The following is a 17,333-nucleotide window of genomic DNA, read 5'->3' on the forward strand; positions in this document are numbered from 1 at the left end:
AATGATCACAATAAAAGAAGCCATATCTAAGAAGGAATTAAAGGCATTTGTAAAATTTCCTTTTTCATTATATAAAGACTCTAAATATTGGGTGCCTCCAATTATTAAACAAGAGTTAGAAACCTTTAATAAAGATACGAATCCTATTTTTAAAGATGCAGAAGCACGTTTTTTCTTAGCCTACAAAGCAGGAGAAATAGTTGGTAGAATCTCAGCAATTGTGAATTGGCTAGAAGTAGATAAACAAAACATTAAAAAAATGCGTTTTGGCTGGTTTGATTTTATTGATGATTTAGAGGTTAGTAAAAAATTACTCGAAACTGTTGAAAATATTGGCAGAGAGCATCAACTTAGTTATACAGAAGGTCCTGTTGGATTTTCTAATTTAGATAAAGTTGGTGTAATGACTGAAGGCTTTGACCATATAGCAACAATGATTACTTGGTACAATCATCCTTACTATGTTGACCATTATACATCACATAAATATCAAATAGAGAAAGAATACTCAGAGAGTAAATTTCCTTTTGCCAATGTAAAACCTGAGTTTTTTAAGAAAGCGCAAGAGCTTATTAAACGACGCTATAAATTAAAAGCGCTACAACTAAAGACCACGGAAGAAGTTATGCCTTACGCAGATCGTATGTTTGATTTGTTTAATGAAAGTTATTCCTCATTATCTTCATTTGTCGAGATTACAGATATTCAAAAGGAATATTTTAAAAAGAAATTTATAAGTTTTGTTAATCCAGAATACATCAAATTTGTCACTGATGAAAATGACAAGCTTGTCGGATTTGCTATTGTAATGCCAAGATTTGCTGAAGCCATTCAAAAAACTAAAGGAAAATTATTCCCATTCGGTTTTACGCATATCTTAAAAGCAAAGAAGAATAGTAAAGATGTTATTTTCTACTTAATAGGTATTCATCCAGATTATCAGAACAAAGGCGTACATGCTGTAATATTTAATGAATATTACGAAACTTTTAGGGCGAAAGGAATCTTAACTTGTTATAGAACTCCAGAACTCGAAGATAATTATGCTATTAAGCAAATTTGGAAACACTTCGATCCTAAAGTTTATACGAGACGTAAAACTTTTAAGAAAGATTTATAACGAGTAGATATAACCATAAAAAAACGGTCATCACAAATTTTGCGATGACCGTTTTTTAATTTAAAGGATCAATTTATTCACCCATTGCAGCGATCAATGCCGCAGACATTCTTTTATATGTTCCATTTTCTAAACGACTTCTAATGGCATCAAAAGCATCTAGTGTTTCTCTAACATCTTCTAATGTATGAGTAGCTGTAGGAATCATTCTCAGTAAAATTAAACCTTTAGGTATTACAGGGTAAACCACTATAGAGCAGAATATTCCATAATTTTCACGTAAATCCCTTACTAAGGCCATTGCTTCAGGTATACTACCCTTTAAATATACAGGTGTTACACAACTTTGTGTAGTTCCAATATCAAAACCACGCTCTTTTAATCCCGATTGTAATGCATCAACAATAGTCCAAAGATTCTTTTTTAGTTCTGGCATTGTACGCAACATATCTAATCGTTTTAAAGCACCAACTACAAGTTGCATTTGTAACGACTTAGCGAACATCTGAGAACGTAAATTATATTTTAAGTAATCAATAATTTCTTGATCTGCAGCAATAAATGCACCTGTACTTGCCATAGATTTAGCAAAGGTTGCAAAATACACATCAATATCATCTTGTACGCCTTGCTCCTCACCAGCTCCTGCTCCTGTAGCACCTAAAGTACCAAATCCATGAGCGTCATCTACGAAAAGTCTGAAGTTAAATTTTTTCTTAAGCTCTACAATTTCTTTTAATCGACCTTGTTCGCCTCGCATACCAAATACACCTTCAGATATCACTAAGATTCCTCCACCTGTTTGTTCTGCCATTTTAGTAGCACGCTCTAAGTTTTTCTCTAAACTTACCACGTCGTTATGCTTATAAGTAAAACGTTTACCCATATGTAAACGAACACCATCTATAATACATGCATGTGCGTCAACATCATAAACAATAATATCATCTTTGGCTACTAATGCATCAATAGTAGAAACCATTCCTTGGTAACCAAAATTTAATAAGTAAGCTGCTTCTTTACTAACAAAAGCTGCAAGTTCATTCTGTAATTGCTCGTGTAATTCTGTGTGACCAGACATCATACGTGCTCCCATTGGGTAAGCTGATCCGTATGCTGCAGCTGACTCAGCATCAACCTTTCTAACCTCAGGATGATTTGCTAAACCTAAATAATCATTAATACTCCAAGTAATAACGTCCTTTCCTTGAAATTTCATTCTATTAGAGATTTCGCCTTCTAGCTTAGGGAATACAAAATAACCTTCTGCTTGTGCAGCCCATTTTCCTAATGGTCCTTTATCTCTATAAATCTTTTCAAATAAATCCTTCATGCTCAATGTTTGCTATCAATCCTTACCTCAAAATACATACAAGATATGGCAATAAAAACACCTCAACATTCAAAATTACTAAATGAAGGTATTAAAGTTGAATTACCATAAATTGATGTTCATATAAAAACCAGCTTGTACGAGTTAGCTGTTAGAGATAATTTTTAATAATTGTTAAATTAGTTTTGTTAGTATCTGCAAAATTAGTTAATAAAATTATGACCGCATAATTTATTTATTCTAACTATTAACTAAGTTTTGAACAAAAAAAAACCTACTACTTAATAGTAATAGGTTTTTTTTAATTATAATGTTATTATTTAATATATTCTATTGTGGCTTGCACTTCTGATTTTGCATCAAAAAATCCTTGATCAGACATCCATTTGTCGTTATAAACTTTACTCATGTAACGCGATCCATGATCTGGAAACATTACTACAATTTTATCTGAAGCTTTAAACTCTCCTTCTTCTACTAATTGCTTTATTGCTTGCATCGCTGCACCACTTGTGTAACCCACAAAAAGCCCTTCTGTACTAGAAATTTCTCTAGCAGTATGTGCGCTTTCTTCATCTGTTACTTTAATAAACTTATCTATCAAATCGAAGTCCGTAGCTGTTGGTATTAGATTTTTACCTAAACCTTCTATTCGGTAAGGATAAATTTCTTTATCGTCAAACTCACGTGTTTCATGATATTTCTTTAAAACAGAACCATAAGCATCAACTCCAATAACTTTTACGTTTGGGTTTTGCTCTTTAAGATATTTTGAAATACCAGAAATAGTTCCTCCTGTTCCACTACACGCAATTAAATGTGTGATTTCTCCATTAGTTTGTTCCCAAATTTCTGGACCAGTAGAATTGTAATGTGCATCAATGTTTAATTGATTAAAATACTGATTGATATAAATAGAACCTTTATTTTCTTCGTGTAAACGTTTTGCAACTTCATAATAAGAACGAGGATCATCAGCTTTTACATGTGCAGGACAAACATAAACCTTTGCTCCCATAGACTTTAACATGTCTATTTTATCTGCTGAAGATTTAGAACTAACAGCTAATATACACTCGTAACCTTTTATAATACTTACTAAAGCTAAGCTAAATCCTGTATTTCCAGAAGTGGTTTCTATAATGGTATCACCAGGCGACAAAATACCTTGACGCTCTGCCTCTTCTATAATATGTAGTGCAATTCTGTCTTTTGAAGAATGACCTGGGTTAAATGCTTCTACTTTTGCGTAAAAATCGCCATTAAAGTCAGCAGTCATTCTGTTTAATTTGATAAGTGGTGTATTTCCTATTAGTTGAAGTACATTATCAAATACATTTTTGTTTTGCTTCATAAAAAATATTTTTCAGTAACCTATTTATATATTAGACACCTAAAACCTCGCAAAGGTAACACTTTTTTTAAAACTAGGCTGTAATTCCTTCTAAATCTAACAAGAAAGCAAACTCTTCTGCATCTTCTTTTAGGCTTTCAAATCGTCCTGAAGCACCACCATGACCAGCATCCATATTAGTTTTTAAATACAATTGATTATCATCTGTTTTCATTTCCCTAAGTTTTGCAACCCATTTCGCTGGTTCCCAATATTGCACTTGCGAATCGTGCAAACCGGTTGTTACTAACATGTTTGGATATGCTTTGGCTTCCACATTATCATATGGTGAATACGATTTTATATAATTGTAATATAAAACGTCATTAGGATTTCCCCATTCGTCATACTCACCTGTCGTTAACGGAATTGAATCGTCTAACATAGTTGTAATCACATCTACAAAAGGTACAGCTGCAATGACGCCATTATACAATTCTGGTGCTTTATTAATAATTGCTCCCATTAGTAAACCGCCTGCACTTCCTCCCATGGCGTATAAATGCTTAGACGATGTGTAACGCTCCTTAATTAAATGCACAGAACATGCTATAAAATCTGAAAATGTATTCTTCTTATTTAACAATTTTCCGTTTTCATACCAATCACGTCCTAAATATTCGCCTCCTCTAATATGTGTAATTACATATATGAATCCACGATCTAATAAAGTTAATCTTATGGTTGAAAAATAAGGATCAACGGTAGAACCATAACTTCCGTATGCATATTGCAATAGTGGGTTACTACCATCTTTTTTAATACCTTTTTTATAAATCACAGACATTGGGATTTTTGTACCATCCTCTGCTGTTGCCCAAATACGTTCAGACACGTAATTGTCTTTGTCAAAATTTTTATCTAAAACCTCTTGTTCTTTTAAAACAGTTTTGGTTTTAGTACGCATATTAAATTCAATAACAGAAGATGGCGTTGTCATTGCATTATAACCATATCGCAATAATTCTGTATCAAAATCTACATTAGTTCCTGTGTAGGCTGTGTACGTTTCATTATCAAAAGGTAAATAGTAATCTTCAGTATTATCCCAACGCTTTATTCTAATTTCGTTAAGTCCGTTTTTACGTTCACTTATAACTAAATAGTCTTTAAAAATATCAATGCCTTCTAAAAGAACATCATCTCTGTGTGCAATAACTTCTGTCCAATTTTCAACTTTAGTTTGTGTTTCTAAAGTTTTCATTAATTTAAAATTGGTCGCCTTATCCTTATTAGTAAGAATATAAAAATGATCATTATAATGTGAAACACTATATTCTAAACCTCGAATTCTTGGTTGAAACACTTGAAATTTGCCTTCAGGATTATCCGCATCTAGAATATGATACTCGTTTGTTAATGTACTGTAACACGCAATAATGATATACTTTCTAGATTTAGATTTGTAAACGGCTGCACCAAACGTATCATCTCCTTCTTGAAAAACAAGTTCGTCCTCTGATGTATCACCTAAACGATGTTTATAAATTTGAAATGCTCTAAGCGTAACTTCGTCCTTTTTAGTGTAAAACAACGTTGCATTATCATTTGCCCAACTGGAAGAACCTGTAGTCCCTTCTATTCTATCGTCCGCAACTTGATGCGTTTTTAAATCTTTGACATGAATAGTATAATTTCGTCGTCCTGTGTTGTCAATTCCGTAAGACACTTTCTTATTATCAGGACTAATACTTATACCTGCTAATTTGAAATAAGATTCGCCTTCTGCCATTTTATTACAGTCGAATAATAGTTCTTCAGGATTATCTAAACTGTCTTTTTTACGTGTGTAAATTGGGTAGTCTTTTCCTTTTTCGAATTTAGTAATGTACCAATAGCCATTATATTTATATGGTACTGAAGAATCATCCTCCTTTATTCTGGCCTTCATTTCTTCAAATAAATCCTTCTGAAACGCCTTTGTGTGTTCCATTTGACTATCGCAATATGCGTTTTCTGCATTTAGATAGTCTATAACTTCTGGATGTTCTCTGTCTTTCATCCAAAAATAATTATCAATACGCACGTCGCCATGCTTTTCTAATTGTTGTGGAATCTTTTTGGCAATAGGTGGATTTAAATCTGAAATTTTTGTCATTTGTTTTAAGAAAATTTTAATCTAAAAAGTCGCGCAATTTACTAATTTTACAGCGTAAAAATTTAAAAGACACAATATATGTTTGGAGATATGATGGGAATGATGGGCAAATTAAAAGAAGCTCAGAAAAAAGTTGAAGAAACTAAAGAGCGTTTGCACACCGTTTTAATTGACGAAGCAAGTAACGATAATAAATTAAAAGTAACCATTACTGCTAATAGAACTATTAAATCTATTGATATTTCAGATGAATTACTTGAAGATAAAGATATGCTTGAAGATTACTTAATCCTAACGCTTAACAAAGCCATAGAGAAAGCTACAAACGTTCATGAAACTGAAGTCGCAGCTGTTGCAAAAGAAGGCATGCCAAGCATTCCTGGTATGGATATGTTTAAATAGAAGCCCCTTTAATTCCCCAAAGGGGAAAACTAATACTTTATACCTACTGTTTTTATAGCAACTTTTTTTTTTTAAAGGTTTATGCCAATTATAAGCCATTTAAAACTTCCAATAACTTGTCATGCATTTGGTCTGTATAATCCAAATGTGTGACCATACGCAGTTTATTGCTTCCCATGCCTATAATTCTAATATTCTTTTCGTTAAGATTATTTAGGAATTGTTTTTCATCCACATCATCATTTAATTCAAAAATAACGATGTTGGTTTCAATAGGTTCTACTTTTTTAATAATTGACAATTTAGACAACACCTCTCCTATTTCTTTGGCACGCTTATGGTCGTCCGCAAGTCGTTCTATATTATTATCTAAAGCATATAAACCTGCGGCTGCCAAATAACCTATTTGTCTCATATTGCCACCAAATAGTTTTCTTAAGCTTAACGATTGTTTCATAATGTCCTTATCGCCAATTAAAACTGAACCCACAGGACAACCTAAACCTTTACTTAAACATATCGAAATAGTATCAAAAGTATGACCATATTGTAATGTGCTTTCATTTTTAGCTACCATAGCATTCCAAAGACGTGCACCATCAATATGAAATCCTAAATTATTAGATTTACATACTTTTTTTATGTTTTCAAATTCATTAAAATCCCAACACGCTCCACCGCCTTTATTCGTTGTATTTTCTACTTCCACTAAACTGGTTTGACTATAATAATATTCTGGTGGATTAATGGCTTCTTCAACTTGTGTAGCAGTAAACATACCTCTATTACCATCTATTAATTTACAAGATGCTCCACTGTGAAAAGCGACACCTCCAACTTCATAATTATAGATATGTGCGTATTTATCGCAAATTACCTGCTCACCAGGATTGGTATGTAATTTTATTGCAATTTGATTTGCCATACTGCCTGAAGGGAAAAACAACGCCTTATCCTTACCAAACATTTTAGCTAAACGTGCTTCTAATTCATTAACCGTTGGATCTTCTCTAAAAACATCATCACCAACTTGAGCAGACATCATAGCTTCTAGCATCTCCTTTGTTGGTTTTGTAACCGTATCGCTTCTTAAATCTATAATCATATTTTAATAATCTTTATAAGTACAAATATCAGTTCCTATTGGAGAACCATCTGGTATTTTGGGAGAACTTTCTAGTTTAAATTTTTCTGGATGCTCATTAAATTCTTTAATCATAAGGCCATACTGCATAGCAATTGCATCATCACTATTAAATCGAATGGCCAAGTTAGCAAGCGATTTATTAGCAATTGCTTTAGTTTGAAAATAACTATTGTCATTTATGGCTAGGTTCATAACATACTTTAAAACATTGATATTGATTTGATGTTGTATAGCTTGCAAATATAAATCTGTTTGATTATTATTAAATGTGTTCTTAAACAAACCATCTAAAACGTCTTGTAAACTTAATTGCGTTTCATCTAAACTTTTTTGAAGTATTAATCGATTGGCACGTTGAGGGTGTAACAAAAATTTTAATGTCATATCGCTAGCTGTATTTGCAGCACTTAGCGGATCAAAAGCAACACCTGTTTTGCCTTTAAATGATTCTCTAGTGCGTCCATAACCAAAAGCTCTTGGAGGAAACAATGACAATTTATCCTCTGGAATGGCTAAAACTTTTGCGTCTATCGTATTAAAAATACCGTCTAAAGTTTCCCTTTGTATAGATCCATCAACTGTTTTAGATGTGAATTGCCCATCGCCTTTTACGGCATAATTATAATCTAATCCACCAATAACTTTGGTTGCCGCTTCCACTTGAAAGCGATGATAAAAATATAAAGGAACAAATACATCTTCTAAAACAGAGTAAGGTTGATAAGCCTTTATATTTTCGACTGAAAAATTAGCTATCGCTTGTTTTCGTAATTCTAAAACTTCGTCTAAACCAGCTTTAGGTGTTTTTCCGTTATCCCATAAATGGGCAAAAGCGTGTGCACCTCCAGCTGCTCTGGCATCAGCATCTGTTATAAAACGTAAACCTTCATTTTGAGCTTTTTTAAGAATATTACGCAAAGCTGTTTTTTCATCTGTTTTCTTATCAAATTCCGAATAACTATAAGCCACAGTAACTTTATCCCAATTACCAATGCCTGTTGCATAGGCTTTACTGAAATCAATAATTCCATCATTTATAGAAACTAGTGGATGCGGATAATCCATCACAGAAGCTCTATCATTAATACTTGAAGCAAAATTATGCGCAAAACCAATAGTATGGCCAATTTCATGCGCACTTAATTGTCTTATTCTGGCTAAAGCCATATCTAACATTGGTTTATAATTTTCATCGCGCTCAGCAAACGGTTTATTCATTAAGGCTTGAGCAATCATAAAATCTTGACGAATTCGTAAACTTCCTAAACTTACATGACCTTTAATTATTTCGCCTGTTCTGGGATCTACAACACTAGCTCCATAACTCCAACCTCTAGTACTACGATGAACCCATTGAATAACATTATATCTGCAATCCATAGGATCTGCATCTTTAGGTAGCATCTTTACTTGAAATGCATCTTCAAAACCAATAGCTTCATAAGCTTCATTCCACCATCTTGCTCCTTCGAGTAGTGCAGATCTAACTGGTTCTGGAGTTCCAGGATCTAAATAATAAATAATAGGTTCTACGGCTTTGCTCTTTAATGATTTAGGGTTTTTCTTAACCAAACGATGACGTATAATAAATCGTTTAGTAATATCTTCTTCAATAGGTGTTGCATAGTCTAAATAAGATATAGAAATTGCGCCACTGCGCGTATCAAAAACTCTTGGTTTATAATTACTATCTGGTAATTCTATAAAAGAGTGATGTTGTATTACACTAATCAAGGAAGGTGTTGGTGTAACACTTCTTAAATTTCTACCCGTTGGCTCGCCCTTAAAGGTTAATAAAGCTTCAAACTCAATATTTTTTGGAAATGCTTTAGTACGCTCAAGAGAAAGTGCGCTTTTTGATTTATCTAATTTATAAATACCTTCTTTTTGTCTTTTTAATCGACTTGTCACGCCATTGGTATCTTCCATCAAAAAAGGTGTAAAATCAATAATATATTCCCCTTTTTTATCTGATAAAATTTTGAACCCGAATAAAACAGAATGCGCAAATGCTTGTTCAATACTTTTCTTTTCTAACGCATTTTTTGTGTTGGCTCGATATTTTAAATTAGGCTGAACAAGCAACAACTTGTTACCCGCTTTTTTAAAATAAACTACACGCTCTCCACCTAACAGTCCTCTATCTAAACCAATATCATTGCTACCAACACCAGAGGCTAAAGAGTTTACGTATAAAAACTCAGTATTCAGTTTTTCAACCTTTAAATAGATTTTATCCGTACTTTCTTCGTAATAGAAATCAAAATAACCTGTAAATTCTTGTAAATCTTTTTTATCTAAAATTTGGGCATTGATGGAACAGCCCATGATAATAAAACCTAATAAAAAGTATATTTTTTTCATAGCAAATAATTGAGTCATAAAACTACGGAAAATCTAAAAAAACAATTCAAAATTATGGCACTTTAAATCCACTGCATATATTTGTAGAAATAACAATAATTTATGATAACATCAGATCAAATAAAAGATCTTAATTCCCGTCTAGACATACTTAGACAATATCTTTGACTTAGATGCTAAGCTTATAGAAATTTCTAACGAAGAAGAACAAACTTTTGACCCTAATTTTTGGAACGACTCTAAAGCTGCCGAATTGGTAATGAAATCAATTAGAGAGAAAAAAAGTTGGGTTACCGATTTTAACAATGCCAAATCACTTTTTGAGGATTTAGAAGTCATTTATGAATTCTACAAGGAAGACGAAGCTCCCATGGAAAATGTAGAGCATCGTTATGAAGCCGCAGTAAATACCATTGAAAAACTAGAATTTAAGAACATGCTTTCTGAAGAAGGTGATAGTTTAAGTGCTGTTTTACAAATTACGGCTGGTGCAGGTGGAACAGAATCTTGTGATTGGGCAAGTATGTTAATGCGTATGTACTTAATGTATGCTGAAAAAAGTGGCTTTAAAGTAAAGGAACTTAACTTACAAGATGGCGATGTTGCTGGTATTAAAACTGTGACCATAGAAATTGAGGGTGAATATGCTTTTGGTTGGCTCAAAGGCGAAAATGGTGTACACCGTTTAGTTAGAATCTCTCCTTTTGATAGTAATGCTAAACGCCATACAAGTTTTGCTTCGGTTTATGTTTACCCATTAGTAGATGACTCAATTGAGATAGATATTAATCCTGCTGATATTGAAATAACAACAGCACGATCAAGTGGAGCCGGAGGACAAAATGTAAATAAAGTGGAGACCAAAGTTCAGTTAAGACATAAACCATCTGGTATCCAAATTCAATGTTCTGAAACACGTTCACAACAAGACAATAGAACACGAGCTATGCAAATGCTAAAGTCTCAATTGTATGAAATTGAACTACAGAAACAAATGGCACAACGTGACGATATTGAAGCTGGAAAAATGAAAATTGAATGGGGAAGCCAGATTAGAAATTATGTGTTACATCCTTACAAATTAATTAAAGATGTACGCTCTGCTCACGAAACTGGTAATGTAGATGCTGTTTTAGATGGAGATATTGAACCATTTTTAAAAGCGTATTTAATGCTAATGGGACAAAAAGAAGATTCGGCATTATAATTGTAATTAACAAAATAAGATGATTAAAATATATCACAATCCAAGATGCTCAAAGTCTAGACAAGGACTTGCAATTGTAGAAGGCTCTGATAAAGAATTTGAAGTTGTAAAATATTTAGAGAATCAGTTAACCGTTGAAGCTTTAGAAATTTTAATTTCTAAACTATCAATACAACCAATTGATTTAGTGAGAAAAAATGAAGCTATTTGGAAATCTGATTTTAAAGGTAAGGACATGTCAGATAAAGAAATTATAGAAGCTATGATTAATCATCCTAAGTTAATAGAAAGACCAATAGTAGTTAATGGAAATAAAGCTGTGATTGGTAGGCCACCAGAAACTATAAAAGAAATCATTTAAAAGACATCAAATGAAAAAGTTAATTTTTATTGCATTTGCCTTACTTCTAAGTTTAAATTTATCAGCACAACGAAGTAGAAATACAAATCAAATTCCGCAAACGCAAAGCGAACCAACGGAAGAACAAATCGCCAAACATAAACGAGATATGGAAGAGCGACGAGATGAATATATTCAAAATTTCTTATCTACTTTAGAAGCAGACGAATTTCAGAAGCACATTATCAAGCAAAACATAATAAGTTTTTTTGAAGCTAAAACAGAACTTTATAAGGTTAAATATGAACACAGTATGGATAGGAAAAATGCTGTGGAAAAATTAGAAAAAACGCATTTCAAAGATCTTGAAGAGCTTATTTCTGAAAACGATATGACCAAATTAATGGAAATGATAAAAGGCGACTTTGATGAAAAAGAAGTTATAAAAAAGAAGAAGAAAAAACGTAAAAAGAAGAAACAAAAAAAAGATAAATAGGATGATAATAACTAAGAATTTTAACACTTATCATTACCGTATTTTCTTTAGGTTGCTTTAACAAAAGATTAACCTATTACAATTGAACTAAAGGTATTTTTGCGAGTCTAAATATTTATAACCTTTAACCAATTGTAATGAAATTAAGTTTTTTCGCATCTCTATTATTAATTATCACATTCTCAAATTCTTTTGCTCAAAAAGATATAAATATAGAAGGAATAGTCATTGAACAAGGCACTAACATTCCTTTAGAATACGCAACAGTCGTTGTTAAAACAAAAGCTGATAACAAAATAATTACTGGTGGAATAACAGACACCAAAGGTAAATTCAAAGTCGAAGTACCAGCTGGTACATATATAATTTCTGTAGAATACATATCTTATAAAACCAAAACTTTCCCTGAGCAAACATTAACTCAAAACACAAACTTAGGTACTATAAACTTAGCTTTAGATGAAGAATCTCTAGACGAAGTTATGGTTGTCGCTGAACGTACTACTGTTGAAATTAAACTCGATAAAAAAGTATACAACATTGGTAAAGATTTAACCACTGCTGGCGGAACTGTAAGTGACGCGCTTAACAATGTACCTTCCGTTACTGTTGATGTAGAAGGTGCTATAAGTCTTAGAGGAAATGAAAATGTTAGAATATTAATAAATGGTAAACCCTCTGCTATGGCAGGTTTTGGTGATAGCAATATATTAAGTCAGTTACCTGCAGAAGCTATTGAGCGTGTAGAAGTTATTACATCGCCTTCTGCGAGATATGATGCTGAAGGAACGGCAGGAATTTTAAATATTATATTAAGACAAAAAGAAACTTTAGGTTTTAATGGATCTGTGACATTAACGGCCGGTAATCCTGATAATGCTGGAGTTTCAGCTGCATTAAATTATAGAACAAAAAATTATAATCTCTTTTCTAATTTTGGATGGAGATATTCTAATGCTCCAGGTAAAACGTTCATTGATGTAAATTATTTTGATGAAATAGAAGATGGTATTATAGACGAACCAGAATATAGAAGAATTCGAGAACGTAAAAACGAAGATCGATTGAATAGAAACTATAATACAAATTTAGGTATGGAGTATTTCTTAAATGAATCTTCATCTTTAACCGGAAGTTTTTTCTATAATTTTGGAAATGACGCTGACGTTTCCCTAAATTCAAGTGAACGTTTTAATAATAATAATAATAATAATAATAATATCATTGTAGAAAATACGCTTAGAAGAGAAAGAGAAACTGAAAAAGATAACAACTACCAAATTGCTATTAATTATCAAAAACAATTTGGTGAGGATAGAGACCATAAATTAACAGCAGATTTTCAATATGAAAATGGTAATGAAGAGGGCTACACCTATTTAAATGAAGATTATATCTTCACAGATCAAGAAGATCCTGAACTGTTTCAAATAGAACAAGAATTTACCGACGAGAAACAAAAAGAGTTTTTATTTCAAGCTGATTATGTACTGCCATTAGGAAAAGATTCTCGTTTTGAAGCTGGTTATCGTGGTAGTTTTGAAAACAGCAATACCGATTATGAACTTTTACAAGAAGATTTAGATTCAGGCGAATTTTTATTAAATGAAGATGTATCAAACATTTTTGACTATACAGAAAATGTAAATGCATTATATAGTCAATATGGTACTAAATTTGGAAGATTTTCATTTCTTTTAGGTCTTAGATTAGAGCACACCCAATTAAAAGGAAAGATTGAATCACAAACAGAAGATGTAACAGATAACGAATTAGATTTTGATAAAAACTATTTAGGCCTATTCCCTACTGTAAACCTAATTTACAATTTAGACAAAGAAGACTCAGACATTGAAGAAAGTATCACTTTAGGATTTAACCGAAGAATAAATCGTCCTCGTGGCAGATACGTAAATCCTTTTCCTTCAAGATCTAGTAGGACTAATATTTGGCAAGGAAACCCTGATTTGAATCCTGCTTTTTCAAGCACTTTTGATTTGGGATATTTAAAACGATGGGAAAAATTTACCCTTACCTCTTCTATTTATTACCAATATGAAACTGATGCTTTTGAAAGAGTACAAGAAAATACTGGTACGCAAACTACGGATGGTATTGACATAATTAGAACAATACCAATTAATTTGTCATCTAATCAACGTATAGGAACCGAAATTGGTGCGATGTACAGTCCTGCAAAATGGTTGCGACTAAACTCTAGTTTCAATTTCTTTCAATTTGAAACTGAAGGGGAATTTAACGGTATAGACTACAGTGCTAAAAATACAAGTTGGTTTGCTCGTTTTAGTTCTAAAGTGACTTTACCACTTGCTATCGATTGGCAAACTAGTGCATTTTACAGAGGACCAAGACAAGAAGCGCAAACTGATGTTGATGGCATATTTTCACTTGATTTAGCGTTTAGTAAAGAAATATTGAATAATAAAGCAACGATAGCATTAAACGTTAGAGATTTATTTAACTCAAGAAAATATGTCGCTACAACAACTACTGATTTCTTTCAAAGATATAATGAGTATCAAAGAAGACAGCGACAAATCAACGCTTCATTTACCTATAGGTTTAATCAAAAATTAAATAAACGTGAACGTTCTGGAAGAAACGGTAACGGTGGAGATGATATTGATTTTGAAGGCTAAAATAGCGTATACTCAAAAATAAAAAAAAGGCACAAATTAAAATTTGTGCCTTTTCTGTTTTCTTAATTCTTGTCTTCTACTTAACCTCTTTTAATGCATTATCTATTAAAGTACGTAAATGTTGTTTATGTGCTTTGCTAGATACATTTCCATTTGGTGCTGCCATGTTTCTAATTTGCTTTAAATTATATAAAGCCATTGATTTGGCAGTATTTGTATATCTGCTACTTTGTTTACCTGTTAACATATCAATTAACATATCTGTATATGATATTTGTAAATTCTGTCTAAAGGAATTGACGTTACCATAAATATCTGTTTTAAAAATAGCAGAATTTAAATCAGTCATATATTTAGATAAAGAGTACTCATTACCATACAATTCACTATCCGAAATTCTCTGTAACGTATTATTGTGTAAAATATGTCTTAGCACATTACGTTGATACGTTAATACTTGCGCATGTATTTTAGGATCTTCGGGACCTCTAAAAAAGTTATAACCTCTTCTTTGTAAAGCTAAATAATTATACAAATCATTTGGTGCGTTAAATGCATCAGGTGCAAAAGCATATTTCTTTAATGCATTCATTGCTCTTTTTTGATCCACCAAACTTACAGGTGTATAAGGTTGCTTTCCTCCTTCTTGACCAATCATTGATCTATCTACATAAACACCACCAATAAATCGAGAAATAACATTGACAGCCGTAGCACGTTGTCCACTTAAAATGTAGTAAGCTCGCCTTAATTCTTGATAAGACTCTCCTGGTTTAGAAAATTTAGATTTTATATCATTCATCATACTATCAACCAATTTTATTCTGTCTATAGAATAACCTATTTGATCATTAGACAAATCTCCAATCATTACTCTTGGGTCAATCGCTTTTCCTGGCGCACGCATGTCATCTGCATCATTACCAAAAATTAATTCTGGTTCTGTTGATCTATTCAGTAAAGCTACTTTTTCAGCTTCAGAATTAAATGGTGTGTAACCAAACTGAATTGCCCAAACGTCATAAGGACCCACAGATGTATCGTAATACTGACCTTGATCTGCTCTATTGTTTGTTAGGTTAATACCTGCATAATCCATAACAGATCCTGTTAAGCATTTCCCTTCAATAAAATCTTTATCTGCTAATTGTTCTGGCGAAAATAATTGACTAGCCTTCATGTTATGATTTAGTCCTAACGTATGGCCAACTTCATGCATAATTAATGCGATCATTGCTTCTTTTTTCATACGTGCCATTTCGATATCAGATCCACTTGTAGCCTCTACAACTGCTTGACCAAACATGGTATTCTCATGCATTGTATGACCAAATGAACATAAAACTTTATTCTTTTTTAAATAGTCTGCAGCATCAAATTCCACATCTGCTTTAGCTAAATCAAATAACTGATCATAGAATACCCTGTTAGTAAAATGCACATATTCTAACATTATATCTGCTCCAATTATTTCTCCTGTTCTTGGGTTTACAAAACTTGGTCCATAGCCACCAAAAGGCGGATTTGGAGAAGATGTCCAACGTAATACATTATAATTAATATCTCCTGCATCCCAATCTGCATCGTCTGGTTGTAACTTAACAACCATGGCATTTTTAAAGCCTGCTTTTTCAAAAGCTTTATTCCACTCTAACACACCTTGTGTAATTGTTTCTCTCCATTCCACTGGTGTAGAATTCTCCATCCACCATGTAATAGGTTCCACTGGTTCTGATAAGGCAGCATTAGGATCCTTTTTAACCAAATTCCATCGATGTACTAAATCTTTGTATGGTGCAGAGTTAGTTGCCGTTTGATCATTCACTTGTGTCGTAAAATAACCCACTCTAGGATCGTCTAAACGAATTTCATAATCATTATCTGGCATTGCAATTAAACTGTGAAATACTTTAATACTCACATTTCTTCCATCAGTTACAGCTTGAGAACCACCGTTTAGTACCGAAGGGCTTGAGTATACATACTCAACTTCAAGATTTGTATTATCATCATAGTTATTGATGCTATTAATTTTGGTTTTTGATTTGTCTAGATTTCCTAATTTAAATGCCATAGGGCTAGAACCCGGAAAACGTGGTGGTTTAATTTGGGTTAATGTTTCTTTTAAAAACAAACCATCTGCTTTTATTAAATATAAACCTGCTTTTTCATCATGTGCTTCAATCTTTACAGCTGCCATAATACCTTCACTAGTATTAGCATCTTTAGATTTAGAGATTGCATTATCTGGATCAAAATAAAATGACGTGTTTTGAGAAACAAATTCTATTTTGTTATAGAATTTTTTTACTTTAAAAACTTTAGAGCCACCATAAGCACCTCTAAAACGGCCTGCATCTACAACACCATTAGATACTTGATTAAAATGTATATAATCTTTACCTAATTGCTCATCACTAATTACCATTTGTAATGCTCCAGTAATTGTATCGCGATACATGGTAAACAGACCTTCTATCTTTTCACTAGATTTAGTGAGGTCTTTAATTGACTTTTTCTTAGATTTAGGTTTCGGTGCTGGTGTTTCGGTTTTATCCTTCTTTTTCTTTTTCTTTTTTTGAGCTTCTACATTTTGAGGTGCCATAAAAGCGCTAACTACAAGCGCTATAGATAAGAGTCTATAGACATTTCGTTTTTTGATTTTCATGATTAAAATTGATTAGTTTGTATTTTAACAAGATATTGAATAAATCATAAAAGATTCTCTAATATTTTGTTAAAATAAGGAACTCTCAACCTATCACTTTATCAT

Annotated in this window: 12 protein-coding genes; 6 read left to right on the forward strand and 6 right to left on the reverse strand. The window is 32.5% G+C overall.

Annotated elements, in window-relative coordinates; all coding sequences use genetic code 11:
- Position 1 precedes the first annotated feature (1 nt).
- Positions 2-1,120, forward strand: coding sequence for a GTP cyclohydrolase (locus Q0891_RS07980; protein ID WP_299100492.1), 1,119 nt, complete (start codon positions 2-4; stop codon positions 1,118-1,120).
- A gap of 73 nt (positions 1,121-1,193) precedes the next feature.
- Here Q0891_RS07980 and Q0891_RS07985 read toward each other — a convergent pair whose 3' ends face one another.
- The 3 genes from Q0891_RS07985 to Q0891_RS07995 all read right to left on the reverse strand — a co-directional run bounded on the left by Q0891_RS07985 (position 1,194) and on the right by Q0891_RS07995 (position 5,944).
- Positions 1,194-2,453, reverse strand: coding sequence for an aminotransferase class I/II-fold pyridoxal phosphate-dependent enzyme (locus Q0891_RS07985; RefSeq protein WP_299100494.1), 1,260 nt, complete (start codon positions 2,451-2,453; stop codon positions 1,194-1,196).
- 316 nt (positions 2,454-2,769) lie between these two features.
- Positions 2,770-3,807, reverse strand: coding sequence for a PLP-dependent cysteine synthase family protein (locus Q0891_RS07990; protein WP_299100496.1), 1,038 nt, complete (start codon positions 3,805-3,807; stop codon positions 2,770-2,772).
- Positions 3,808-3,880: 73 nt separating this feature from the next.
- Positions 3,881-5,944 carry a S9 family peptidase gene (locus Q0891_RS07995; RefSeq protein WP_299100498.1) on the reverse strand — a complete coding sequence of 688 codons (2,064 nt, stop codon included), beginning with the start codon at positions 5,942-5,944 and terminating at the stop codon, positions 3,881-3,883.
- Positions 5,945-6,022: 78 nt separating this feature from the next.
- Here Q0891_RS07995 and Q0891_RS08000 point away from each other — a divergent pair, with 78 nt between their 5' ends.
- Positions 6,023-6,346: a YbaB/EbfC family nucleoid-associated protein gene (locus Q0891_RS08000; protein ID WP_299100500.1), complete on the forward strand. Its 324-nt coding sequence runs from the start codon at positions 6,023-6,025 to the stop codon at positions 6,344-6,346.
- Between the two features lie 88 nt (positions 6,347-6,434).
- On the opposite strand, the gene Q0891_RS08005 is transcribed toward Q0891_RS08000, so the two are convergent.
- Both Q0891_RS08005 and Q0891_RS08010 read right to left on the reverse strand, forming a co-directional pair.
- Positions 6,435-7,451, reverse strand: a complete 1,017-nt coding sequence (locus Q0891_RS08005) for a low specificity L-threonine aldolase (RefSeq protein WP_299100502.1) — start codon at positions 7,449-7,451, stop codon at positions 6,435-6,437.
- Between the two features lie 3 nt (positions 7,452-7,454).
- Positions 7,455-9,857 carry a zinc-dependent metalloprotease gene (locus Q0891_RS08010; protein WP_299100503.1) on the reverse strand — a complete coding sequence of 801 codons (2,403 nt, stop codon included), beginning with the start codon at positions 9,855-9,857 and terminating at the stop codon, positions 7,455-7,457.
- 102 nt (positions 9,858-9,959) lie between these two features.
- On the opposite strand from Q0891_RS08010, the gene prfB reads away from it, so the two are divergent.
- The 4 genes from prfB to Q0891_RS08030 all read left to right on the forward strand — a co-directional run bounded on the left by prfB (position 9,960) and on the right by Q0891_RS08030 (position 14,560).
- Positions 9,960-11,064, forward strand: a protein-coding gene (gene prfB, locus Q0891_RS08015) for a peptide chain release factor 2 (RefSeq protein ID WP_299100505.1) whose coding sequence is annotated in 2 segments (ribosomal slippage) — positions 9,960-10,022 and positions 10,024-11,064 — 1,104 coding nt in all. Because the reading frame shifts where the segments join, the coding sequence is not laid out codon by codon here.
- Positions 11,065-11,083: 19 nt separating this feature from the next.
- A complete protein-coding gene (gene arsC, locus Q0891_RS08020; RefSeq protein ID WP_299100507.1) occupies positions 11,084-11,425 on the forward strand; it encodes an arsenate reductase (glutaredoxin) in 342 nt (113 codons plus the stop codon).
- 10 nt (positions 11,426-11,435) lie between these two features.
- Positions 11,436-11,900, forward strand: a complete 465-nt coding sequence (locus Q0891_RS08025) for a hypothetical protein (RefSeq protein ID WP_299100509.1) — start codon at positions 11,436-11,438, stop codon at positions 11,898-11,900.
- A 137-nt stretch (positions 11,901-12,037) separates the two neighbouring features.
- Entirely contained in the window at positions 12,038-14,560 is a 2,523-nt protein-coding gene (locus tag Q0891_RS08030; RefSeq protein ID WP_299100511.1) for a TonB-dependent receptor, read from the forward strand.
- A gap of 76 nt (positions 14,561-14,636) precedes the next feature.
- Here Q0891_RS08030 and Q0891_RS08035 read toward each other — a convergent pair whose 3' ends face one another.
- Positions 14,637-17,228, reverse strand: a complete 2,592-nt coding sequence (locus Q0891_RS08035) for a zinc-dependent metalloprotease (RefSeq protein WP_299100513.1) — start codon at positions 17,226-17,228, stop codon at positions 14,637-14,639.
- Positions 17,229-17,333: the final 105 nt, after the last annotated feature.

The sequence above is a fragment of the uncultured Winogradskyella sp. genome, assembly GCF_947498005.1.
In the GTDB taxonomy this organism is placed as follows: Bacteria; Bacteroidota; Bacteroidia; order Flavobacteriales; family Flavobacteriaceae; genus Winogradskyella.